17 protein-coding genes and 2 pseudogenes are annotated in these 21,974 nt (G+C 63.7%); 15 read left to right on the forward strand and 4 right to left on the reverse strand.

Annotated elements, in window-relative coordinates; genetic code table 11:
* Positions 1-11 precede the first annotated feature (11 nt).
* The 9 genes and pseudogenes from AB5S05_RS11480 to brnQ all read left to right on the forward strand — a co-directional run bounded on the left by AB5S05_RS11480 (position 12) and on the right by brnQ (position 12,621).
* Positions 12-716 carry a succinate dehydrogenase iron-sulfur subunit gene (locus tag AB5S05_RS11480; RefSeq protein WP_369287659.1) on the forward strand — a complete coding sequence of 235 codons (705 nt, stop codon included), beginning with the start codon at positions 12-14 and terminating at the stop codon, positions 714-716.
* A gap of 246 nt (positions 717-962) precedes the next feature.
* Entirely contained in the window at positions 963-3,794 is a 2,832-nt protein-coding gene (locus tag AB5S05_RS11485; RefSeq protein ID WP_369287660.1) for a 2-oxoglutarate dehydrogenase E1 component, read from the forward strand.
* A gap of 73 nt (positions 3,795-3,867) precedes the next feature.
* Positions 3,868-5,106, forward strand: a complete 1,239-nt coding sequence (odhB, locus tag AB5S05_RS11490) for a 2-oxoglutarate dehydrogenase complex dihydrolipoyllysine-residue succinyltransferase (protein WP_369287661.1) — start codon at positions 3,868-3,870, stop codon at positions 5,104-5,106.
* 65 nt (positions 5,107-5,171) lie between these two features.
* Positions 5,172-6,608: a dihydrolipoyl dehydrogenase gene (lpdA, locus tag AB5S05_RS11495; RefSeq protein WP_369287662.1), complete on the forward strand. Its 1,437-nt coding sequence runs from the start codon at positions 5,172-5,174 to the stop codon at positions 6,606-6,608.
* 214 nt (positions 6,609-6,822) lie between these two features.
* Positions 6,823-7,989 (forward strand): ADP-forming succinate--CoA ligase subunit beta, encoded by a 1,167-nt coding sequence (gene sucC, locus AB5S05_RS11500; protein WP_369287663.1) that lies wholly within the window; start codon positions 6,823-6,825, stop codon positions 7,987-7,989.
* On the forward strand, positions 7,989-8,876 hold the full coding sequence (gene sucD, locus AB5S05_RS11505; RefSeq protein ID WP_369287664.1) for a succinate--CoA ligase subunit alpha: 888 nt from the start codon (positions 7,989-7,991) through the stop codon (positions 8,874-8,876). Before sucC ends, sucD begins: the two co-directional genes overlap by 1 nt.
* Before the next feature lie 1,038 nt (positions 8,877-9,914).
* Positions 9,915-10,172 (forward strand): annotated as a pseudogene (locus AB5S05_RS22180) (HAMP domain-containing protein); the annotation flags it as partial.
* Positions 10,173-10,313: 141 nt separating this feature from the next.
* Positions 10,314-11,027: a methyl-accepting chemotaxis protein gene (locus AB5S05_RS22185; RefSeq protein ID WP_438943573.1), complete on the forward strand. Its 714-nt coding sequence runs from the start codon at positions 10,314-10,316 to the stop codon at positions 11,025-11,027.
* A 277-nt stretch (positions 11,028-11,304) separates the two neighbouring features.
* Positions 11,305-12,621: a branched-chain amino acid transport system II carrier protein gene (brnQ, locus tag AB5S05_RS11515; RefSeq protein WP_369287666.1), complete on the forward strand. Its 1,317-nt coding sequence runs from the start codon at positions 11,305-11,307 to the stop codon at positions 12,619-12,621.
* A 12-nt stretch (positions 12,622-12,633) separates the two neighbouring features.
* On the opposite strand, the gene AB5S05_RS22190 is transcribed toward brnQ, so the two are convergent.
* Positions 12,634-13,509, reverse strand: a complete 876-nt coding sequence (locus tag AB5S05_RS22190; protein WP_438943574.1) for a methyl-accepting chemotaxis protein — start codon at positions 13,507-13,509, stop codon at positions 12,634-12,636.
* Positions 13,501-14,379 (reverse strand): annotated as a pseudogene (locus AB5S05_RS22195) (HAMP domain-containing protein); the annotation flags it as partial. The gene AB5S05_RS22190 and the pseudogene AB5S05_RS22195, both read right to left, overlap by 9 nt.
* 267 nt (positions 14,380-14,646) lie before the next feature.
* Here AB5S05_RS22195 and AB5S05_RS11525 point away from each other — a divergent pair.
* The gene (locus AB5S05_RS11525; protein ID WP_369287668.1) at positions 14,647-15,381 is read left to right on the forward strand and encodes a DUF599 domain-containing protein; all 735 of its coding nucleotides are present in this window, start codon (positions 14,647-14,649) and stop codon (positions 15,379-15,381) included.
* Positions 15,378-15,767, forward strand: coding sequence for an MAPEG family protein (locus AB5S05_RS11530; protein WP_369287669.1), 390 nt, complete (start codon positions 15,378-15,380; stop codon positions 15,765-15,767). The genes AB5S05_RS11525 and AB5S05_RS11530 overlap by 4 nt, the downstream gene beginning before the upstream one ends.
* Before the next feature lie 79 nt (positions 15,768-15,846).
* On the opposite strand, the gene AB5S05_RS11535 is transcribed toward AB5S05_RS11530, so the two are convergent.
* Positions 15,847-16,137: a hypothetical protein gene (locus AB5S05_RS11535; protein ID WP_369287670.1), complete on the reverse strand. Its 291-nt coding sequence runs from the start codon at positions 16,135-16,137 to the stop codon at positions 15,847-15,849.
* Between the two features lie 176 nt (positions 16,138-16,313).
* On the opposite strand from AB5S05_RS11535, the gene AB5S05_RS11540 reads away from it, so the two are divergent.
* The 4 genes from AB5S05_RS11540 to htpG all read left to right on the forward strand — a co-directional run bounded on the left by AB5S05_RS11540 (position 16,314) and on the right by htpG (position 20,528).
* Positions 16,314-16,790, forward strand: coding sequence for a PaaI family thioesterase (locus tag AB5S05_RS11540; RefSeq protein ID WP_369287671.1), 477 nt, complete (start codon positions 16,314-16,316; stop codon positions 16,788-16,790).
* A complete protein-coding gene (locus AB5S05_RS11545) occupies positions 16,787-17,233 on the forward strand; it encodes a PaaI family thioesterase (RefSeq protein WP_369287672.1) in 447 nt (148 codons plus the stop codon). The genes AB5S05_RS11540 and AB5S05_RS11545 overlap by 4 nt, the downstream gene beginning before the upstream one ends.
* A 45-nt stretch (positions 17,234-17,278) precedes the next feature.
* Complete coding sequence (locus tag AB5S05_RS11550; RefSeq protein ID WP_369287673.1) at positions 17,279-18,535, forward strand: biotin protein ligase-related protein; 1,257 nt, start codon at positions 17,279-17,281, stop codon at positions 18,533-18,535.
* A gap of 88 nt (positions 18,536-18,623) precedes the next feature.
* Entirely contained in the window at positions 18,624-20,528 is a 1,905-nt protein-coding gene (gene htpG / locus AB5S05_RS11555) for a molecular chaperone HtpG (protein ID WP_369287674.1), read from the forward strand.
* Positions 20,529-20,635: 107 nt separating this feature from the next.
* Here the strand turns inward: htpG and guaD are convergent, their stop codons facing one another.
* Positions 20,636-21,940, reverse strand: a complete 1,305-nt coding sequence (gene guaD, locus AB5S05_RS11560; protein ID WP_369287675.1) for a guanine deaminase — start codon at positions 21,938-21,940, stop codon at positions 20,636-20,638.
* Between the last annotated feature and the right edge of the window lie 34 nt (positions 21,941-21,974).

The raw sequence follows: 21,974 nt of genomic DNA on the forward strand, positions 1-21,974 counted from the left end.
GGGTGACTGATATGTTGCAAGTCAGTGTTTATCGCTACAACCCGGAGCAGGACGCCGCGCCGTTCATGCAGGACTTCCAGGTCGATACCGGCGGCAAGGACATCATGGTCCTGGACGTGCTGGCGCTGATCAAGGAGCAGGATGAGGGTTTCTCCTATCGCCGCTCCTGCCGCGAAGGCGTATGCGGCTCCGATGGCATGAACATCAACGGCAAGAATGGCCTGGCCTGCATCACCCCGCTGTCGGCGGTGGTGAAGGGCAACAAGCTGGTCATTCGCCCGCTGCCCGGTCTGCCGGTTATTCGTGACTTGGTCGTCGATATGAGCATCTTCTACAAGCAGTACGAGAAGGTGCAGCCGTTCCTGCAGAACGACACGCCGGCGCCGGCGATCGAGCGTCTGCAGTCGCCGGAAGAGCGTGAAAAACTCGATGGTCTGTACGAGTGCATCCTGTGCGCTTGCTGCTCGACTTCCTGCCCCTCGTTCTGGTGGAACCCGGACAAGTTCCTCGGTCCAGCCGCACTGCTGCAAGCCTATCGCTTCCTGGCAGACAGCCGTGACACCAAGACCGACGAGCGCCTGGCGGCGCTGGATGATCCGTTCAGCGTGTTCCGCTGCCGCGGCATCATGAACTGCGTGAACGTTTGCCCCAAGGGTCTCAACCCGACCAAGGCAATCGGCCACGTACGCAACATGTTGCTGCAAAGCGGTACCTGATACATCGTTCTACCTGTAGCACCTGCGGCGCCGGCTTCAACTCCGGCGCCGTGGCTTAAGCCCGAACTGCAGCTCACAAAGCCGCGGTTCTTATTCGAAAAATATGACGACCAGCAGGGGCATCCGGGCTGGTACCCGGACTATCTGCGGGATCCGTGGTGGCTTTACCTAAGTCGCTGCTTCGCGACTTAGGAAGCCCGTGCGGTTTCTTCGCCGGTGGTGTCCCCTTACCGAGGGTGACCAAGCATGCAAGAAAGCGTGATGCAGCGCATGTGGGACAGTGCCCACCTATCCGGTGGTAACGCTGCCTATGTGGAAGAGCTCTATGAGCTTTACCTGCACGATCCCAACGCTGTGCCAGATGAGTGGCGCACATACTTCCAGAAGTTGCCGACCGATGGCCGTGCGGCTACTGATGTATCGCACTCGACGGTTCGCGATCACTTCGTGTTGCTGGCCAAGAACCAGCGCCGCGCTCAGCCAGTGTCTGCCGGCAGTGTCAGCAGCGAGCACGAGAAGAAGCAGGTTGAAGTCCTGCGCATGATCCAGGCCTTCCGCATGCGTGGCCATCAGGCCGCTCAACTCGATCCGCTGGGGCTGTGGCAGCGCCCGGTGCCGCGCGATCTGTCGATCAACCAGTACGGCCTCACCGATGGCGATCTGGACACCACCTTCCGCACCGGTGGTCTGTACATCGGCAAGGAAGAGGCTACTTTGCGCGAAATTCGCGATGCGTTGCAGCAGACATATTGCCGCACCATCGGCGCCGAGTTCACCCATATCGTCGATTCCGAACAGCGCGGCTGGTTTCAGCAGCGTCTGGAAAGCGTGCGTGGTCGCCCGCAGTTTTCCGCGGAAGTGCAGAGCCACCTGCTCGAGCGTCTGACTGCCGCCGAGGGCCTGGAGAAGTACCTGGGCACCAAGTACCCGGGCACCAAGCGCTTCGGTCTGGAGGGGGGCGAGAGCCTGATTCCGCTGCTAGACGAGGTGATCCAGCGTTCCGGCTCCTACGGTACCAAGGAGATCGTCATCGGCATGGCCCACCGCGGCCGTCTCAACGTACTGGTCAACACCTTCGGCAAGAACCCGCGCGACCTGTTCGACGAGTTCGAGGGCAAGAAGGTCGAGGGTCTGAGCTCGGGCGACGTGAAGTACCATCAGGGCTTCTCGTCCAACGTGATGACGCCCGGCGGCGAAGTGCACCTGGCCCTGGCGTTCAACCCCTCGCACCTGGAGATCGTATCCCCGGTGGTCGAAGGCTCGGTGCGCGCCCGCCAGGATCGTCGCACCGACGCCAATGGCGACAAGGTACTGCCCATTTCCATCCATGGTGACGCGGCATTCGCCGGCCAGGGTGTGGTCATGGAAACCTTCCAGATGTCGCAAACCCGCGCCTACAAGACTGGCGGGACCATCCACATCATCATCAACAACCAGGTTGGCTTCACCACCAGCCGCCAGGAAGATGCGCGCTCCACCGAGTACTGCACCGACGTGGCAAAGATGATCCAGGCGCCGATCTTCCATGTGAATGGCGATGATCCGGAAGCGGTACTGTTCGTGACCCAGCTGGCGGTCGATTACCGCATGCAGTACAAGCGCGATGTGGTCATCGACCTGGTTTGCTACCGCCGCCGCGGTCACAACGAGGCGGACGAGCCGAACGGCACCCAGCCGATTATGTATCAGCAGATCGCCAAGCAGCGCACCACCCGTGAACTCTATGCCGAGGCGTTGACCCAGTCCGGCAGCCATGACGACGAGCGCGTGCAACTGAAGATCGACGACTATCGCAACGCCCTGGACAACGGCCAGCACGTGGTCAAGAGCCTGGTCAAGGAGCCGAACAAGGAGCTGTTCGTCGACTGGCGTCCCTACCTGGGTCATGCCTGGACCGCGCGCCACGACACCCGCTTCGAGCTGAAGACCCTGCAGGACCTGTCCAACAAGCTGCTGCAGATTCCGGAAGGCTTCGTGGTTCAGCGTCAGGTGGCGAAGATCCTTGAGGACCGTCAGAAGATGGGCGCCGGTGCGTTGGCGATCAACTGGGGCTATGCGGAAACCATGGCCTACGCGACCCTGCTGTTTGAAGGGCACCCGATCCGCATCACCGGTCAGGACGTTGGCCGGGGCACCTTCTCGCACCGCCATGCGGTGCTGCACAACCAGAAGGATGGTGCCAGGTATCTGCCGTTGCAGAACCTGTACGTCAATCAGCCGAACTTCGACCTGTACGACTCGCTGCTTTCGGAAGAGGCAGTGTTGGCCTTCGAGTACGGTTACGCCACCACCACGCCCAATGCGCTGGTGATCTGGGAGGCGCAGTTCGGTGACTTCGCCAACGGCGCCCAAGTGGTGTTCGACCAGTTCATCTCCAGTGGCGAGCACAAGTGGGGGCGTCTCTGTGGCCTGACCATGCTGCTGCCGCATGGCTATGAGGGGCAGGGGCCTGAGCACAGCTCGGCGCGCCTGGAGCGTTACCTGCAGCTGTGCGCCGAGCACAACATGCAGGTATGCGTGCCGACCACGCCGGCGCAGATCTACCATCTGCTGCGCCGTCAGGTGATCCGTCCGCTGCGCAAGCCATTGGTCGTGTTGACTCCAAAGTCGCTGCTGCGCCACAAATTGGCCATCTCGACCCTGGAGGACCTGGCCGAAGGTTCGTTCCAGACGGTGATCCCGGAAATCGACTCGATCGACCCGAAAAAGGTCGAGCGGCTGATTCTGTGCAGCGGCAAGGTTTATTACGACCTGCTGGAGAAGCGCCGCAACGAAGGGCGCGAGGACATCGCCATCGTGCGCATCGAGCAACTCTATCCGTTCCCGGAAGAGGATCTGGCAGAGGTGCTGGCACCCTACAAGAACCTCAAGCACATCGTCTGGTGTCAGGAAGAACCGATGAACCAGGGCGCCTGGTACTGCAGTCAGCACCATATGCGCCGAGTGGCCAGCAACCACAAGAAGTCGCTGTTCCTCGAGTACGCCGGCCGTGAAGGCTCGGCAGCTCCGGCTTGTGGTTACGCATCGATGCACGCCGAACAGCAGGAAAAACTGCTGCAAGACGCCTTTACTGTTTAACGCCTGCGCCCAAGAGGCGGTCCGCTGAGGCCGCCTCGCAGCAGAAGAACCCGAATTTAAGGAACCACACACAATGGCTATCGAGATCAAAGCCCCTACCTTCCCGGAATCGGTTGCCGATGGCACCGTTGCCACCTGGCACAAGAAGCCGGGCGATGCGGTCAAGCGCGACGAGTTGATCGTCGACATCGAAACCGACAAGGTGGTGATCGAGGTGCTGGCCGAGGCCGACGGCGTCCTCGCTGAAATCATCAAGGACGAAGGCGACACCGTGCTCAGCAACGAGGTTCTGGGCAAGCTGGATGAAGGTGCCAGCGCCTCGGCGTCCGAGAGCAAGTCCGAGAGCAAGAAAGCCGATGAAGGCGAGGCCGAAGTGGCCAAGGACAAGTCGGCTGCGGACGAAGAGCAGATCCTCTCGCCGGCTGCGCGCAAGCTGGCCGAAGAAAACGGCATCGACCCGAACAGCATTGCCGGCACCGGCAAGGGCGGTCGTGTGACCAAGGAAGATGTGGTTGCCGCGGTCGAAGCCAAGAAGAAGGCCCCCGCCGGCAAATCCGCCGCACCTGCCAAGGCCGCCGAGGCCGAGGCGCCCAAGCTGGAAGTCGGCGACCGGGTCGAGAAGCGCGTGCCCATGACCCGTCTGCGCGCCAAGGTCGCCGAGCGCCTGGTCGAGGCGCAATCCTCCATGGCCATGCTGACGACCTTCAACGAGGTCAACATGAAGCCGATCATGGACCTGCGCAGCAAGTACAAGGACCTGTTCGAGAAGAAGCACAACGGCGTGCGCCTGGGCTTCATGTCGTTCTTCGTCAAGGCCGCCACCGAGGCGCTCAAGCGTCAGCCGGGGGTGAACGCCTCGATCGACGGCAGCGACATCGTCTACCACGGCTATCAGGATATCGGCGTAGCCGTATCCAGCGATCGCGGTCTGGTGGTACCGGTATTGCGCAACGCCGAGCACATGAGCCTGGCCGAGATCGAAGGCACCATCGCCGCATATGGCAAGAAAGCCAAAGATGGCAAGTTGACCATCGACGACATGACCGGTGGTACCTTCACCATCTCCAACGGCGGCGTGTTCGGCTCGCTGCTCTCGACCCCGATCGTCAACCCGCCGCAGACCGCAATTCTCGGCATGCACAAGATTCAGGAGCGCCCGATGGCGGTCAATGGCCAGGTGGTTATCCTGCCGATGATGTATCTGGCGCTGTCCTACGACCACCGCCTGATCGATGGTAAGGAAGCCGTGACCTTCCTGGTAACCATGAAAGACCTGCTGGAAGACCCGGCTCGTCTGCTGCTGGATATCTAAAAGCCAGTCTCTCCCTCGACGGCCCCCACAGGGGGCCGTCCGGTCTATTCGAGAAGGAATCAACTATGACTCAGAAATTCGACGTGGTAGTCATCGGTGCCGGCCCTGGTGGCTACGTGGCCGCCATCAAAGCGGCTCAGCTCGGCCTGAAGACCGCCTGTATCGAGAAGTACCAGGACAAGGACGGCAAGATTGCCCTCGGCGGTACCTGCCTGAACGTCGGCTGCATCCCCTCCAAGGCACTGCTCGACAGCTCCTGGAAGTACCATGAGGCCCAGTCCGGCTTCGCCATTCACGGCATCGAAGCCAAGGGTGTGAGCATCGACGTACCGGCGATGATCGCGCGCAAGGCGAATATCGTGAAGAACCTCACCGGCGGCGTGAGCACCCTGTTCAAGGCCAACGGCGTGACCCTGCTCGAAGGCCACGGCAAGCTGCTGGCTGGCAAGCAGGTAGAAGTCACCGCTCAGGACGGCACCACCCAGATTGTCGAAGCCGAGAACGTGATCCTGGCTTCGGGCTCCAAGCCGGTCGACATTCCGCCGGCTCCGGTCGACCAGGATGTGATCGTCGATTCGACCGGCGCGCTGGAATTCCAGAGCGTACCGAAGAAGCTCGGCGTGATCGGCGCCGGTGTGATCGGCCTGGAGCTGGGCTCGGTCTGGGCTCGCCTGGGCGCCGAAGTCACCGTGATCGAAGCGCTGGAAAAATTCCTTCCGGCTGCCGACGAGCAGATCGCCAAGGAAGCCCTGAAGACCCTGACCAAGCAGGGGCTGAAGATCCGCCTGGGTGCCCGGGTGACCGGTTCGGAAGTGAAGAAGAAGCAGGTTACCGTCAACTTCACCGATGCCGAAGGCGAGCAGATGCTGACCTTCGACAAGCTGATCGTAGCGGTCGGTCGTCGTCCGGTCACCACCGACCTGCTGGCCTCCGACTGTGGCGTGGACATGGATGAGCGCGGCTTCATCTACGTCAACGACCAGTGCGCCACCAGCGTGCCGGGCGTCTACGCCATCGGTGACGTGGTGCGCGGTGCGATGCTGGCGCACAAGGCCTCGGAAGAGGGCGTGATGGTCGCCGAGCGCATCGCCGGCCACAAGGCGCAGATGAACTACGACCTGATTCCTTCGGTCATCTATACCCATCCGGAGATCGCGTGGGTCGGCAAGACCGAGCAGCAGCTCAAGGCCGAAGGCGTTGCGGTCAACGTCGGCACCTTCCCGTTCGCCGCCAGCGGCCGGGCCATGGCGGCCAATGACACCGGCGGCATGGTCAAGGTCATCGCCGATGCCAGCAGCGATCGCGTCCTGGGCGTTCACGTGATCGGCCCGAGCGCCGCGGAGCTGGTGCAGCAGGGGGCGATCGGCATGGAGTTCGGCACCAGCGCCGAAGATCTGGGGATGATGGTGTTCTCCCACCCGACCCTGTCCGAGGCGCTGCATGAAGCGGCCCTGGCCGTGAATGGCCATGCCATTCACATCGCCAACCGCAAGAAGCGCTAAGCAGTCGTCGAGCGGGGGCGCGTCGGGGTAATGGCCGGCGCGGACCCAGTCTTGCGACTTGGCGACGAAGAAGAACCACGCGGGGTGGCCCGCGCTCGAGCCTGGTCTCGAACGCGGAATGCCCGGCGGACCGCCTGCAGAGGCGGTCACAGGTGGTGCGGCACCACAAGTGCAGCACCGAATGCGCAATACCTAACGAAGACGGTAGACAAGCATGAATCTCCACGAGTATCAGGGTAAGCAGCTGTTCGCTGAATACGGCCTGCCCGTATCCAAGGGCTTTGCCGTAGACACCCCGGAAGAAGCGGCAGCAGCCTGCGAGAAAATCGGTGGCACCGAATGGGTCGTCAAGGCTCAGGTCCATGCCGGTGGCCGCGGTAAAGCGGGCGGCGTGAAGCTGGTCAAGAGCAAAGAAGACGCCAAGGCCTTTGCCGCCAACTGGCTGGGCAAGCGTCTGGTGACCTACCAGACGGACGCCGACGGTCAGCCGGTCAGCAAGATCCTGGTCGAATCCTGCACCGATATCGCCAAGGAGCTGTACCTGGGCGCGGTCGTCGATCGTTCCAGCCGTCGCATCGTGTTCATGGCCTCCACCGAAGGCGGCGTGGACATCGAAAAAGTGGCCCACGACACCCCTGAGAAGATTCTCAAGGCCACCATCGATCCACTGGTTGGCGCACAGCCGTTCCAGGGTCGCGAGCTGGCCTTCCAGCTGGGCCTGGAAGGTGATCAGGTCAAGCAGTTCACCCACATCTTCGTTGGCCTGGCCAAGCTGTTCCAGGACTACGACCTGGCCCTGCTGGAAGTCAACCCGCTGGTGATCAAGGCCGACGGCAACCTGCACTGCCTGGATGCCAAGATCAACATCGACAGCAACGCCATGTACCGTCAGCCGAAGCTGCGCGCCATGCACGATCCGTCCCAGGACGATCCGCGCGAAGCCCATGCGGCCAAGTTCGAACTGAACTACGTGGCCCTGGAAGGCAACATCGGTTGCATGGTCAACGGCGCTGGCCTGGCCATGGGCACCATGGACATCGTCAACCTGCACGGTGGCCAGCCGGCCAACTTCCTCGACGTAGGCGGTGGCGCGACCAAGGAGCGTGTGACCGAGGCGTTCAAGATCATCCTCTCCGACGACAACGTCAAAGCGGTTCTGGTGAACATCTTCGGCGGCATCGTGCGTTGCGACATGATTGCCGAAGGCATCATCGGCGCAGTCAAGGAAGTCGGCGTGAAGGTTCCGGTGGTGGTTCGCCTCGAAGGCAACAACGCCGAGCTGGGCGCCAAGGTCCTGGCTGACAGTGGCTTGAACATCATCGCGGCAACCAGCCTGACCGACGCTGCTCAGCAAGTCGTCAAAGCTGCGGAGGGCAAGTAATGAGCGTCCTGATCAATAAAGACACCAAGGTCATCTGCCAGGGCTTCACCGGCTCGCAAGGTACCTTCCACTCCGAACAAGCCATCGCCTATGGCACCCAGATGGTTGGCGGCGTGACCCCGGGCAAGGGCGGCACCACCCACCTCGGCCTGCCGGTGTTCAACACCGTCAAGGAAGCGGTCGCTCAGACTGGCGCCACCGCCAGCGTGATCTACGTGCCGGCCCCGTTCTGCAAGGACTCGATCCTGGAGGCGGCCTTCGGCGGCATCAAGCTGATCGTCTGCATCACCGAAGGCATCGCGACCATCGACATGCTCGAAGCCAAGGTCAAGTGCGACGAGCTGGGCGTGGTCCTGATCGGGCCGAACTGCCCGGGCGTTATCACCCCGGGCGAGTGCAAGATCGGCATCATGCCCGGTCACATCCACCTGCCAGGCAAGGTCGGTATCGTGTCGCGCTCCGGCACCCTGACCTATGAAGCCGTGAAGCAGACCACCGATGCCGGCTTCGGCCAGTCCACCTGCGTGGGCATCGGCGGCGACCCGATTCCGGGTTCCAACTTCATCGACATCCTCAAGCTGTTCCAGGAAGACCCCAAGACCGAAGCGATCGTCATGATCGGTGAGATCGGTGGTTCGGCCGAGGAAGAAGCGGCTGCCTACATCAAGGCCAATGTGACCAAGCCGGTGGTGTCCTACATCGCTGGTGTGACTGCCCCCGCGGGCAAGCGCATGGGCCACGCCGGTGCGATCATCTCCGGCGGCAAGGGCACTGCGGACGAGAAGTTCGCCGCCCTGCAGGACGCCGGAGTGAAGACCGTGCGCTCGCTGGCCGATATCGGCAAGGCCCTGGCCGAGCTGACCGGTTGGGAAGTCAAGGGCGCCTGAGGCGTTCAGTGACGAACAAGAGGCCACCTTCGGGTGGCCTTTTGCTTTTTTACGGCATAACTGGTCGCAGTTCCTGAAGAACTCGACAAGCAGGCGCTATAGGCTCAAGCATTGCGTGGTTGCGGTCGATAAGCCTGTAGGAGTCGCTGCTCCCGTCCCTCAGCCTGTTCAGTCGTCAGAGGAAGCCCCATGCGTTGGTTTGCCGACCTGCGGATCGCCTACAAGATCGCCATAGTGCCAGCGGTACTCTGTACCTTGCTGGTTGTGTTGGGCGTGGTTTCGTCCTTGTCCCTGCGCAGCATGGCCGATCGGGTAGAGGTGGTGACCCGGGATCTGGGGCCGGGCATGGACCAGGTCGCTCAGGTCACCGACAGCATGGCGCGTCTGCAGCTGTCGGTGAGCCAGTATGCGCGCAGCGGCGCAGCCGACGCCGAGGCGCAGTTCGGCGAGTTGGAGCGGCGCCTGGGGCAGGCCCTGGAGCTGGCCGCAGAGCGCTTGCACGACCCCGAGCAGGGCCGCTTGCTGGAACAGCTGCAGGTGCTGCGCGAGCAGTACAGCCGGTTGTTCCGTGAGCAACTGGTGCCCCTCAGCCAGCAGCGGCAGGCGCTGGTCACCGGTGAGCTGGGGCAACATGGGCCGGACATCGAGAAAGTCCTGTCCACGGTACTGAGCGATGCCCAGATGAGCTTCAACCTGGATGCGGTGTTCTATGCCAGCGCCGGCATGCGTCATTTGCTGCTCGGCAGCCAGTATCTCTACCAGTTCCTGCAGGAAAATCAGGCCGAGCAGGCCGAGGCCTTTTCCCGGGAGCTGGACAATGCCCAGAGCATGCTCGGCGTGTTGCGCGACCGCAGTAGCAGCGAACGTCTGACTGGTCAGTTGAATCAGGCCCTGGCCAGTCTGGCGCTGTACAAGAGCGCCGCGGCCAAAGTGGTCGACCTGGTGGCCAGGCGCAACGAGACCCTGAGCCAGATGAGTCGAATCGATCCGCAGATCGCCAGCCTGGCCAGCCGTTTGCAGCAGAGCCTGATGGCCTCGATGCAGCAAGCCGCCAGCGCGGCGGATGCCACGGTGCTGCAGGTCAATCGCCTGCTCTGGGGACTGGTGGCGGCGGCCGTGCTGTTCGGTGGATTGGTGGCCTACGGGGTCGTCGCTGCCTTGCTGCGCTCGCTCAGGCAGATCAACCTGATGCTCCAGGACATGGCCGAAGGCGAGGGTGACCTGACCAAGCGCCTGCCCGTTCATGGTCGCGACGATCTCGGCCAACTGGCCAGCAACTTCAACACCTTCGTCGAGAAGATCCGTGCCACCGTGGCCCAGGTGGCACAGGCCTCGCAGACCCTGGAGCGGGCGGGCGAGGGCCTGCAGGCCTCGGCCCAGCGCGCGCACCAGGACGTCGAACTGCAGCGCGAGGAGAGCGCGCAGATCGCCTCGGCCATGACCCAGATGGCCGCCAGTGCCCAGGAAATGGCGCGCAGTGCCGAGCAGGGCCGGCAGCTGTCGGTAGACACTCGTCAGGCGGCGGCCCAGGGCCTGACGCGGGTGCAGGACAATCGCCAGGTGATGCATAGCCTGACCGACAAGGTCGAGCGGTTGGCGGTCGTGGTCGAGGCGCTCAGCAGCGACAGCGAGCGGATCGGCTCGGTGTTGGCGGTCATCCGTTCGATTGCCGAGCAGACCAACCTGCTGGCCCTCAATGCGGCCATCGAGGCGGCGCGGGCCGGGGACCAGGGGCGCGGTTTCGCCGTGGTGGCCGACGAGGTGCGCAGCCTGGCCCAGCGCACCCAGGCCTCCACCGAGGAAATCCAGGGCATCATCGGCGCCTTGCAGGATCGCAGCCAGTCCTCGATCGCCATGATGGGCGAGAGTCAGCAGGCCGTCGCACTGGCCAGTGACAGCGCCGAGCAGACCAGTGCTTCGCTGCAGCGCATCACCGCGGCGGTGGATGCCATCGACCAGAGTATCCAGCAGATGGCCACGGCGGCGGCCGAGCAGGCCAAGGTGGCCGAGGAGGTGGGTGTCGGGGTGGTACGTGCCAATGACATCAGCGAGGACACCTACGCCACCGTGGAGCGAACCCGCGCCGCGGCGCAGAGCATTGCCGACCTGGAAAGCCAGCTGAGCCGCTTGATCGATCAGTTCCAGACCTGAGGCCGGAGCCCCCCGGCGAGCGCGGCGGACCGGATAGTCCGGGGCTCGGCTGGTCGCGGACAAGTTATATAAATGCGACATCCGCGGGCGGCGGCTCGACGCGCAGACCGGCGCGAGTCGCCTGTCTCCGAGCATTGCTTTAAGGTGCGCGGCGCCAGGCCTCACAAGGGCTGCTGGCATCTCTAGCGGCCCGTTCATCCGACGGGCTTCACTTCCCTCGACCCTGGGGAATCTCTGCACCTCCCTCAAGAAACCCTGCTTTGGTAATGCCCTCCCAATGAATGTGTTGAAACGACAGGACCTGCTGGCCCTTGGCTTTATGACGTTTGCGCTTTTTCTCGGCGCCGGCAACATCATCTTTCCACCCAGTGCCGGCCTCGCGGCGGGTGAGAACCTGGGCCGGGCGGCGCTGGGCTTCTTGCTCACCGGGGTCGGCTTGCCGCTGCTCACGATCGTCGCCCTGGCTCGGGTCGGCGGCGGTATGTCGCTGCTCACCGCGCCACTGGGCAGGCGCGCCGGCGTGTTGTTCGCGGTCGCGGTGTACCTGGCCATCGGTCCGCTGTTCGCGACGCCGCGCACCGCCGTGGTGTCGTTCGAGATGGGCGTGGCGCCCTTTACCGGCAACAGTGGCGCACCGCTGCTGGTGTACAGCCTGGCTTATTTCGCGGCCGTGCTGTTCCTGTCGCTCAATCCCGGGCAGTTGGTCGATCGCGTCGGCAAGTTCATTACCCCGGTATTGCTGGCCGCGTTGCTGGTCCTCGGTGGTGCAGCGCTGCTGCTGCCGGCCGGGCCTGTCGGAGCGACGTCTGCCGATTACCAGGCGGCACCCTTCGTCCAGGGTTTTCTGCAGGGCTACCTGACCATGGATACCCTGGGCGCGCTGGTGTTCGGCATCGTGATCGCCTCGGCCATCCGCGACCGTGGGGTGACCGATCCCAGGCTGATTACCCGTTATTCGGTGGTGGCGGGCCTGATCGCCGCACTGGGACTGTCGCTGGTGTATCTGGCGCTGTTCTACCTGGGCGCGACCAGCCAGGGCATCGCCGGCGAGGCGCAGAACGGCGTACAGATTCTGACCGCCTATGTGCAGCACACCTTCGGCACTGCCGGCAGCCTGCTGCTGGCGACCGTCATCACCCTGGCTTGCCTGACGACCGCTGTGGGCCTGCTGACCGCCTGCGGTGAGTTCTTCAGCAGCCTGCTGCCGGTCTCCTATCGCATGGTGGTGGTGGTCTTTGGCCTGTTCAGCCTGCTGGTGGCCAATCAGGGGCTGACGCAGCTGATCAGCGTGTCGATCCCGGTACTGGTGGGCCTCTACCCGCTGGCTATCGTACTGGTCGCATTGAGCCTGCTGGACAGCCTGTGGCTGTCGTCGCGCCGGGTGTTCGTGCCGGTGATGGCGGTGACGCTGGTGTTCGGTGTGGTCGATGGCCTGGCCGCCGCCGGCTTCAAGCACTGGGCACCGGCATGGTTCGGCGAGCTGCCGCTGGCCGGCCAGAGCCTCGGCTGGCTGGTGCCCGTGCTGCTGACCCTGCTCCTGGCGACCCTGTGCGACCGCCTGCTGGGTCGCCGGCAGCAGGACGCACTGGCTTAGTGCTGGCGAAGGTCAGCCGCCATTGCCCAGGTTGAAATGACGCACCTGGGTGTGTAGCCGTTCTGCCAGCTGCGCCAGGCCGTAACTGGCCTCGGTTACTTCGTTGGAGCCTCGGGCATTGCCGCTGGCCAGATCGCGAATCATCTCGATGCGCTGGCTGATGTCGTTGGCCACGGCCGCCTGCTGCTCCGCGGCGCTGGCGATCTGGATGGCCATCTCGGTGATCTCGCGGTTGGCGCCGGTGATGGTGTCCAGTGCCTGGCCCGCTTCGATCGCCTGGCTGGCGCCATTCTGCGCCTGGCTGCGGCTCTGGCTCATCGCAGTCGAGGCTTTCTGGGCGCCGGCCTGAAGCCGCTCGATCATGCCCTGGATTTCCGTGGTGGAATCCTGGGTGCGCTTGGCCAGCGAGCGCACTTCATCGGCCACCACGGCGAAGCCGCGACCCTGCTCGCCGGCGCGCGCCGCCTCGATGGCCGCATTGAGGGCCAGCAGGTTGGTCTGATCGGCGATGCTGCGAATGACATCGAGGATGCTGCCGATATCGGCGGTGTCCTGCGCCAGGGTCTGGACCACGGTGGCGGCGTCACCGATGTCGTCGGACAGGGCGCCGATCGAGTCGACCATCTGCCCGACCAGTTTCTGGCCCTGTCTGGCGGCCTGGTCGGCGCGCTGGGCGGCCTGGGCGGTCTGGGTCGAGTGACGGGCGACTTCCTGCACGGTCGCGGCCATTTCGGTCATGGCCGCCGCCACCTCGGTGGTGTGCAGTTCCTGCTCCTTGAGGTTGTGCTGGGTGGTGCTGGTGGTGCTGGTCAGCTGCGAGGCAGAAACGCTGAGCTCGCTGCTCGAGTGCAGCACGTTGCTGACGATTTCCCGCAGCTTGCCCACCATCTGGCCGAAGGAGTGCGACAGTACCCCGAATTCGCCGCCACGCTGCTCGGCGAGCTGGGCGCCCAGTTCGCCGGCGGCGACCTTGCGCGCGTCATCGCTCAGGCGTAGCAGGGCGCCGCTGACCTTGCGCCGGATGGCGAAGATGCCCAGTACGGCGATCACCACCAGCAACAGCACCATGGCTGTCACCGCCAGCATGTAGCGCTCGCCTATCTGGGTGTAGTGAGCCACGGCGCTGCCGGTGCGCTGGTCGAGCAAGGCATAGAAGTCATCGACCGGCTGCATGATCTTGGCTTTTTCCCGGTGGTATTCGGCGTTGTGCATCAAGCGACTGGCCAGCGCCAGGTCGGGTTCGCCGCGGCGGCTGTAGCCACCCTGGCTATCGGCGAACTGGCCTTTGACGGCATTCATCGCCTCGGTTTCGATCAGCACCAGGGTGTCCGAGTTGGCCTGCGCCTCGGCCAGCTTGTCCATTTCGGCTGCGCTGAAGCCCTGGCGGCGCATCAGTTCGAGCAACGGCACGGTCTCGCCGTTGGCGCGTGGCGCCGGCAGGCCGGCGGCGATGAAGTCCCAGTACAGGCGCTCGTACTGCTGCGGGCGGGGCTGCTTGCCGTTGCGAATGTCGAGCACCTGCCAGTACTGCTGTTCGTAGCGCGGCTCGCCGCTCACCGCATAGGTCCGGGCCAGTCGGGTCAGGTCGTCGGAGCTCTGACGCAGCTCATCGGCGAGCAGGTAGGACTGGTAGCGGTTTTCCTGGCTCTCGGTCAGGTGGGCCTGATTGAGGATCATCAGGATGACCAACGCCGATAGCGACAGGGTGCAGAGGATAATGGCGGAAAAAATGCAGAAGAATAGGCGTTGCACGGACATGGCGGCGCTCCTTGGCAGTGTAATTGTGACTTCCTGTCAGGGGACGAGCGCCCTGCTCATGTACGCGGGAGCAGGGATGTCGAAAAGGGGTGCGCTGTGCGCCCTGATGGTGCGTTTCGACCTCAAGCTTTAGCCAAGAACCAGCGCTTTGCAAGGTGCAAAACGCGCTGTTTTGGTGCCAGCTGCACCATGGCTGTGCGCCGCCGCGTCGGGCAACACAGCTTAGCTCTGCTGGCTATAATCGGCGCTGCCCAACAAGGAGTTCCCATGCCGATCAGCGACTACTACCTGCCGCATCTATTCGCCGTTCTCTGGTTTGTGATCTGTTGGGGAGGCTACACCCGTTATGCCCACGTCAAAGGCACCACCACCCCTTGCCTGGCCAGCGTGCTGCATCTGTATCGAGAGGACTGGATGCGGCGCATGCTGCTGCGGGAAAACCGTATCGCCGACGCCAGTGTGGTCGGCAACCTCGAACGCAATGCCTCGTTCTTCGCATCCAGTACCCTGATCATCCTCGCCGGCATCCTCACGGTGCTGGGCGCCTCCGACCGCGCCGTGTCGCTGCTGGCCGAACTGCCGTTTGTCCAGGCGGCCAGCCGCGAGCTGGCCGAGGTCAAGTTGCTTGGCCTCGGCGTGGTATTCGTCTATGCGTTCTTCACCTTCAGTTGGTGCATGCGCCAGTACAATTTCGCCGCCGTGCTGGTCGGTTCGGCGCCCATGGTCGGTGAGCGGCATGTCACCGAGCAGGAGCGCAAGGCGTTCGCCGAGCGCGCCGCAAGGGTGATCTCGATGGCCGCCAACCAGTTCAACTACGGCCTGCGTGCCTATTACTTCGGCATGGCGGCCCTGGCCTGGTTCATCAACCCCTGGTTCTTCATGCTGGTCACGACCGGCGTGGTGCTGGTGCTGTATCGGCGCGAGTTCCATTCCGATGTGCTGGAGGTGATGGTTTACACCCCGACCCCATTGACCGAGTCGCTCAAGGAGAAACACGAATGAGCCTGCCGTTCTGGTGCATTTTCATCAGCGCGCTGCTGATCTTTCTGGCCAAGGCGCCCGTTGCCCGGGCCATGCAGCAGGAGGCCGGAGCCTACGACAACCGCCTGCCGCGCAATCAACAGGCCCGCCTGACCGGCTTCGGCGCGCGGGCCCTGGCGGCCCACCTCAACAGCTTCGAGGCCTTTCCGCTGTTTGCCGTGGGCGTGCTGATGGCCCACGTCAGCGACACCCAGGGTCCCTGGGTCGATGGGCTGGCCGTGTTGTTCGTGATCGCGCGGGTGCTGTACCTGCTGTGCTACTGGGCCGACTGGCACTGGCAGCGCAGTCTGGTCTGGGGGGTAGGGCTGCTGTGCAGCCTGCTATTGATGCTCAGCCCGCTGCTCTGATCCCGCGCGTTCGCCAAGGCCCGCTGTAGGCGGGCCTTGGGCCGGGGCGTTCGTGAATGTGAATGGAACAGACGCTGGCTTACTGGCCGTCGATGGCCTCTTTGGCTTGCTCGCCGGCCTCTTCCATCGTCGCGGCCGCTTCCTGTGCGGCCTCTTCGACTTTTTCGCCAGTGGTTGGCTCGGTACCGGTCATCTCTTCGGCTTTTTGCTCGATGGCTTCGCTCGTCGCCTTGGCGGCATCCTCGACGGACTCGGCGGCTTGCGAGAGTGAGTCCTTGGCCGATTCCATTTTGTCTTCCGGGGTGTCGTCACAGGCAGTCAGCGCCAGGGAGGCGGCGAGAATCAGGGCGTAGGTGAATGGTTTTCCCACGGGAGTACTCCTTGTGCGATTGCATAGGTGCCAGGTTTGCCCTGGCCTTGCCGTTGGAGCACGGCCGGTTCGGCGAAGTTCCCTCGAGTATCGTCCAGAACCCGCTGGTCAGTTGTGCCGAGGCCCGCGGCAGACGCTATCATTCGCGTTTTTTCGACGCCAATAGGACCAAATTGATGAGCGAGAAGCCGATTCTCGAGCGGGCGCAGCGCTTTCTCGAGGCGTTGCGCCAGTGCCAGGTGCTGGGTATCAGGGTGCACGCTGCCGGGCCGAGCGACTTGACCCTGTGCCTGCCCTACAGCCCGCGGATCGTCGGTAATCCCGAGACCGGGGGCGTGCATGGCGGTGCGATCACCACCCTGATGGACACCACCTGTGGCATCTCCACCGTGTGCGTGCTGCCCGAATTCGAGATCTGTCCGACCCTGGACCTGCGCATCGACTACATGCACCCGGCCGAGCCAGGCAAGGATGTGTTCGGTTTCGCCGAGTGCTACCGGGTCACCCCGAATATCATCTTCACCCGCGGCTATGCCTATCAGGACGACCCGGCGCAGCCGATCGCCCACGTGGTCGGTACCTTCATGCGCATGGGCAAGGGTGCCCAGGGCGGGCGGCAACTGCAGCAGCGTATCCAGGGCGGTGACGCATGAGCGAGCTGAATCTGGAGCGGCTGGTGCGCCAGGCCCATGAGCACAATGACTACGACCCGCTGCTCAATCTGATTCCCTATGCCAAGCTGATTGGCATCGAGTGCCTGCGCCTGGGCGATGACATGGTATTTCGCCTGCCGGCCAACAAGGACAACATCGGCAATCCGATTCTGCCGGCGATCCACGGCGGAGTAATAGCCGGTTTCATGGAGCATGCGGCCATGCTTCACCTGCTGATGTTCATGGGTATTCCACATTTGCCTAAAATCATCGACTTCTCGATAGATTACCTGCGCGCCGGTCATTATCGTGACACCTACGCCCAGTGCCAGGTGTGGCGGCAAGGTCGCCGCGTCGCCAATGTGGCGATCACCGCCTGGCAAACCAATCAAACCGAGCCCATCGCCACGGCCCGCGCGCACTTCAAGGTCGATGAGCCTTGAGGTTGCCGCCCAGGCAGCGTTCGGCGCTCGAGCAAGGAACCCTCAATGGATGCGTTGCTGATTCTCGGTGGCTTGCTGCTGATTCTCGCCGGCCTGGTCTGGCTGGTGGTGCGTGCCTTCGGCACCGGCCTGCTGTGGGGGTGGGCCAGCCTGCTGCCGCCGCTGACGCTGTTGTATGTCGTGCGTCACTGGCGGCGCGCGCGCAAGGCCCTGGCGCTTTGCGCCCTGGGGTTCATACCGCTGGTGGTCGGCCTGGCGCTGCTCGCCAGCCATGACGCCGAGCGTCTGGAGGCGATCCTCAGCCTGCGCTGGCTGGAGCCGGAAACCAAGGCAGCGGCCGACCTGGCCATCGATCTGCGCGGGGAGCTCAATGGCCAGCCGTTCGAACCCCGGCAGGGCGAGCTGGTCGACGGCGTGCTCAGGTTGAGCGAGGGCCAGGACTTCTTCGCCCGCAAGGAGCTGTTGATCCGCTTGCCACAGCCAATCAAGGGCGGTGTGCGCCTGGACCTGCTGCCGGGCGATGAAGGGCCCTGGCCGGAGGTCGAGATCAGCTGGCTGGAGCTCGAGCAGGAGTTGCCCGAGGCGCGCCGGCTGACACGTGGCTATAGCCTGCACCTGGATCTGCAACCGCTGCCGCCGAACAAGCTGACCGGCGATTTTCACCTGGTGTTGCCGCCCAGGTTCAAGACCACCCTCAGCGGCAAGGTCGAGCTGTTCACCAATGGCCTGCGCTTCCGTGATGGCCAGGTCGACCGCCGGGTCGACTCGCTCGACACCCTGGCCTATGTGATCGAGGACTATCTGCAACGGCGCTTCGCCACGCGCCTGGTGCAGTTGCAGCCATTGCCGGCGGTGATGCTGCCGGCGCGCAGCCTGGAGCTGGTTGTCGAGGCGCGCATCGATGGCCAGCCCCAGCAGCTGCCGATCCAGCTTACCAAGCGTGAGTCCCGTGGCTGGGCGGTGCAGGGCGACAGCTTCAAGCCGCTGGCGGCGCCCGGCAGCGTCGCGCCGGCCAGCGCGCCAAGCGCAGCATCGGCCGGCGAGGCGAGCAGCGAGCGGGTGGCGCGTCCGCTCGACCGCCGCCTGCGTTTCAGTCTGGAAGGCCTGCTACGCAGCCCCAGTCGCTACCAGAATCTGAGCATGCGGGTCGCCACCGAGCGAGGCAACACCGCCGAAGGGCGCTTCCAGGGCATCGATGCCGATGGCCGGATCATCCTGCGTCAGCGCCTGAGCGGCACGGGCGAAGCCAGCTACAGCCTGCGCCCGGAGGAAGTCGTGCGTATCGAGTTGCTCGAGCCTTGAGCTAAACACTTGAAATCCTGGACGAAGCCCCCATCTGCATGACACCCGCCGCGTTGCGGCTCAGTCATCAATGTGGAGTTAGACGACCATGAGTGTGGAAACTCAAAAAGAAACTCTGGGCTTCCAGACCGAGGTGAAGCAGCTGCTTCACCTGATGATCCATTCGCTGTATTCGAACAAGGAGATCTTCCTCCGCGAGCTGATTTCCAACGCCTCGGATGCCGTCGACAAGCTGCGTTTCGAGGCGCTGGCCAAGCCCGAGCTGCTCGAGGGCGGCGCGGAGCTGAAGATCCGCGTCAGCTTCGACAAGGAGGCCAATACGGTCACCCTCGAGGACAACGGCATCGGCATGAGCCGCGACGAGGCGGTCACCCACCTGGGTACCATCGCCAAGTCCGGCACCTCGGACTTCCTGAAGAACCTCACCGGTGACCAGAAGAAGGACTCGCACCTGATCGGCCAGTTCGGTGTCGGCTTCTACTCGGCGTTCATCGTCGCCGATCGTGTCGACGTGTTCACCCGTCGCGCCGGTCTTGCCGCCAGCGAAGGGGTGCACTGGGAGTCCCACGGCGAGGGCGAGTTCAGTGTCGCTAGTATCGACAAGCCGGAGCGTGGCACCCGCATCGTCCTGCACCTGAAGAAGGACGAGGGCGAATTCGCCGACGGCTGGCGCCTGCGCAACATCATCAAGAAGTATTCCGACCACATCGCCCTGCCGATCGAGCTGCCCAAGGAGTTCCACGGCGAGGAGAAGGACAAGCCGGCAGAAATCGAGTGGGAAACCGTCAACCGTGCCAGCGCGCTCTGGACCCGTCCGCGTGCCGAGGTCAAGGACGAGGAATACCAGGAGTTCTACAAGCACGTCGCCCATGATTTCGACAACCCGCTGGCCTGGAGCCACAACAAGGTCGAGGGCAAGCTGGAGTACACCTCGCTGCTCTACGTGCCGGGCCGTGCGCCATTCGACCTGTACCAGCGCGACGCCTCCAAGGGCCTCAAGTTGTACGTGCAGCGCGTGTTCATCATGGATCAGGCCGACGAGTTCCTGCCGCTGTACCTGCGCTTCATCAAGGGCGTGGTCGATTCCAACGACCTGTCGCTGAACATCTCCCGCGAGATCCTGCAGAAAGACCCGATCATCGATTCGATGAAGTCGGGCCTGACCAAGCGCGTGCTGGACATGCTGGAGAAGCTGGCGAAGAACGAGCCCGAGCAGTACAAGGCGTTCTGGAAGAATTTTGGCCAGGTGCTCAAGGAAGGTCCGGCCGAAGACTTCGCCAACAAGGAGAAGATCGCCGGATTGCTGCGCTTCGCCTCGACCCATGAGGCCGGTGGCGAACAGGTCGTTGCGCTGGCCGACTACCTGGGCCGGATGAAGGAAGGCCAGGACAAGGTCTACTACCTGACCGGCGAATCCTACGCCCAGGTGAAGAACAGCCCGCACCTGGAAGTCTTCCGCAAGAAAGGCATCGAGGTACTGCTGCTCACCGACCGCATCGACGAGTGGCTGATGAGCTACCTGACCGAGTTCGACGGCAAGTCGTTCGTCGACGTGGCCCGTGGCGACCTCGACTTGGGCAAGCTGGACTCGGAAGAGGACAAGAAGGCCCAGGAGGAGGTGGCCAAGGCCAAGGAAGGGCTGGTCGAGCGCCTGAAGAGCGCGCTGGGCGACGAGGTGGCGGAAGTGCGGGTATCGCACCGCCTCACCGATTCGCCGGCGATCCTGGCGATCGGCGAGCAGGACCTGGGGCTGCAGATGCGCCAGATCCTCGAGGCCAGCGGGCAGAAGGTGCCGGAATCCAAGCCGATCTTCGAGTTCAATCCGAGCCACCCGCTGATCGAGCGCCTGGATGCTGAGCCGGACGAAGACCGCTTCGGCGACCTGTCGCACATCCTCTTCGATCAGGCGGCGCTGGCCGCGGGTGACAGCCTGAAGGACCCGGCCGCTTACGTGCAGCGTCTGAACAAGCTGCTGGTCGAACTTTCGGCCTGAAGCGTCGATCGGGGAGGGTAATGCCCACCCCGATCGTCCCGCGCAGAAAGACAAACGCCCCGACTGGTTCGGGGCGTTTGCATTTCTGCTGCTAGGCGTTTTTGCGCTTAGTCGCGGCGATGCACCGATTGGCCGGCGGCGAAGGTTTCCTTCACCGTGCGGTCGTCGCCGAGCATGCACAGGGCGAACAGCTTCTCGGCCAGGGTCTTGGCCTGCTGCATGCGGTAGCTGATCAGCGGTGTGGCGCAATAGTCGAGCACGACGAAGTCGGCGTCCTTGCCGCTGGCGAAGTTGCCGATCTTGTCGTCCAGGTACAGCGCCTGGGCGCCGCCGAGGGTGGCCAGGTACAGCGACTTGAAGGGATCGAGCTTCTTGCCCTGCAGCTGCATGACCTTGTAGGCCTCGTTCAGTGACTGCAGCTGGCTGAAGCTGGTGCCGGCACCGACATCGGTACCCAGGCCGACGCGCACGCCGTGCTGCTCCAGCTTGTTCAGGTCGAACAGGCCGCTGCCGAGGAACAGGTTGGAGGTGGGACAGAAGGCCACGGCCGAACCGGTCTCGGCCAGGCGCTGGCACTCCTCGTCGCACAGGTGAACGCCATGGGCGAATACCGCGCGCTCGCCGATCAGGCGGTAGTGGTCGTAGACGTCCAGGTAGCCCTTGCGTTCGGGGAACAGTTCCTTGACCCAGGCGATCTCCTGGCGGTTCTCCGACAGGTGGGTGTGCATATACAGACCTGGATATTCAGCGTACAGCTGGCCGGCCAGGGTCAGTTGCTCCGGGGTGCTGGTCGGGGCGAAGCGCGGGGTCACCGCATAGTGCAGGCGGCCCTTGCCGTGCCAGCGCTCGATCAGCTCCTTGCTGTCGGCATAGGCTGACTCCGGCGTATCGGTCAGGTAGTCCGGGGCATTGCGGTCCATCATCACCTTGCCGGCGATCATGCGCAGGTTGAGCGCCTCGGCGGCCTCGAAGAAGGCGTCCACCGACTGCTTGTGCACGGTGCCGAATACCAGGGCGGTGGTGGTGCCGTTGCGCAGCAGTTCCTTGAGGAAGATGCCGGCGACATCCGCGGCATGGGCCTTGTCCTCGAACTGGCGCTCGGTGGGGAAGGTGTAGGTGTTGAGCCAGTCGAGCAGTTGCTCGCCGTAGGAGGCGATCATGCCGGTCTGCGGGTAGTGGATATGGGTATCGATAAAGCCGGGCGTGATCAGCGCGTCCGGGTATTCACTGACCGGCGTGCCCTCGAATCTGGGCAGCAGCTCGGCGGCGTGGCCAACCGCGGCGATGCGGCCGTCCTCGACGACCAGCAGGCCATCCTCGAAATATTCGTAGGACTGCTCGACGCCGACCACGGCAGGGTCGGCGACGCTGTGCAGGATGGCGGCGCGGTAGGCATGGGTGGTGGTACTCATGGCGATCTCTAGTCAGTCATTGAAGGGGGGCAGG

Origin of the sequence: Pseudomonas zhanjiangensis (genome assembly GCF_041027545.1) — a bacterium.
In the GTDB taxonomy this organism is placed as follows: Bacteria; Pseudomonadota; Gammaproteobacteria; order Pseudomonadales; family Pseudomonadaceae; genus Aquipseudomonas; species Aquipseudomonas zhanjiangensis.

Bases quoted from the DNA above. Each gene is read 5' to 3' on its own strand.
- AB5S05_RS11480 (WP_369287659.1), top strand. From the start codon at position 12: ATGTTGCAAGTCAGTGTTTATCGCTACAACCCGGAGCAGGACGCCGCG.
- AB5S05_RS11485 (WP_369287660.1), top strand. From the start codon at position 963: ATGCAAGAAAGCGTGATGCAGCGCATGTGGGACAGTGCCCACCTATCC.
- odhB (WP_369287661.1), top strand. From the start codon at position 3,868: ATGGCTATCGAGATCAAAGCCCCTACCTTCCCGGAATCGGTTGCCGAT.
- lpdA (WP_369287662.1), top strand. From the start codon at position 5,172: ATGACTCAGAAATTCGACGTGGTAGTCATCGGTGCCGGCCCTGGTGGC.
- sucC (WP_369287663.1), top strand. From the start codon at position 6,823: ATGAATCTCCACGAGTATCAGGGTAAGCAGCTGTTCGCTGAATACGGC.
- sucD (WP_369287664.1), top strand. From the start codon at position 7,989: ATGAGCGTCCTGATCAATAAAGACACCAAGGTCATCTGCCAGGGCTTC.
- AB5S05_RS22185 (WP_438943573.1), top strand. From the start codon at position 10,314: ATGACCCAGATGGCCGCCAGTGCCCAGGAAATGGCGCGCAGTGCCGAG.
- brnQ (WP_369287666.1), top strand. From the start codon at position 11,305: ATGAATGTGTTGAAACGACAGGACCTGCTGGCCCTTGGCTTTATGACG.
- AB5S05_RS22190 (WP_438943574.1), bottom strand. From the start codon at position 13,509: ATGGTGGGCAAGCTGCGGGAAATCGTCAGCAACGTGCTGCACTCGAGC.
- AB5S05_RS11525 (WP_369287668.1), top strand. From the start codon at position 14,647: ATGCCGATCAGCGACTACTACCTGCCGCATCTATTCGCCGTTCTCTGG.
- AB5S05_RS11530 (WP_369287669.1), top strand. From the start codon at position 15,378: ATGAGCCTGCCGTTCTGGTGCATTTTCATCAGCGCGCTGCTGATCTTT.
- AB5S05_RS11540 (WP_369287671.1), top strand. From the start codon at position 16,314: ATGAGCGAGAAGCCGATTCTCGAGCGGGCGCAGCGCTTTCTCGAGGCG.
- AB5S05_RS11545 (WP_369287672.1), top strand. From the start codon at position 16,787: ATGAGCGAGCTGAATCTGGAGCGGCTGGTGCGCCAGGCCCATGAGCAC.
- AB5S05_RS11550 (WP_369287673.1), top strand. From the start codon at position 17,279: ATGGATGCGTTGCTGATTCTCGGTGGCTTGCTGCTGATTCTCGCCGGC.
- htpG (WP_369287674.1), top strand. From the start codon at position 18,624: ATGAGTGTGGAAACTCAAAAAGAAACTCTGGGCTTCCAGACCGAGGTG.
- guaD (WP_369287675.1), bottom strand. From the start codon at position 21,940: ATGAGTACCACCACCCATGCCTACCGCGCCGCCATCCTGCACAGCGTC.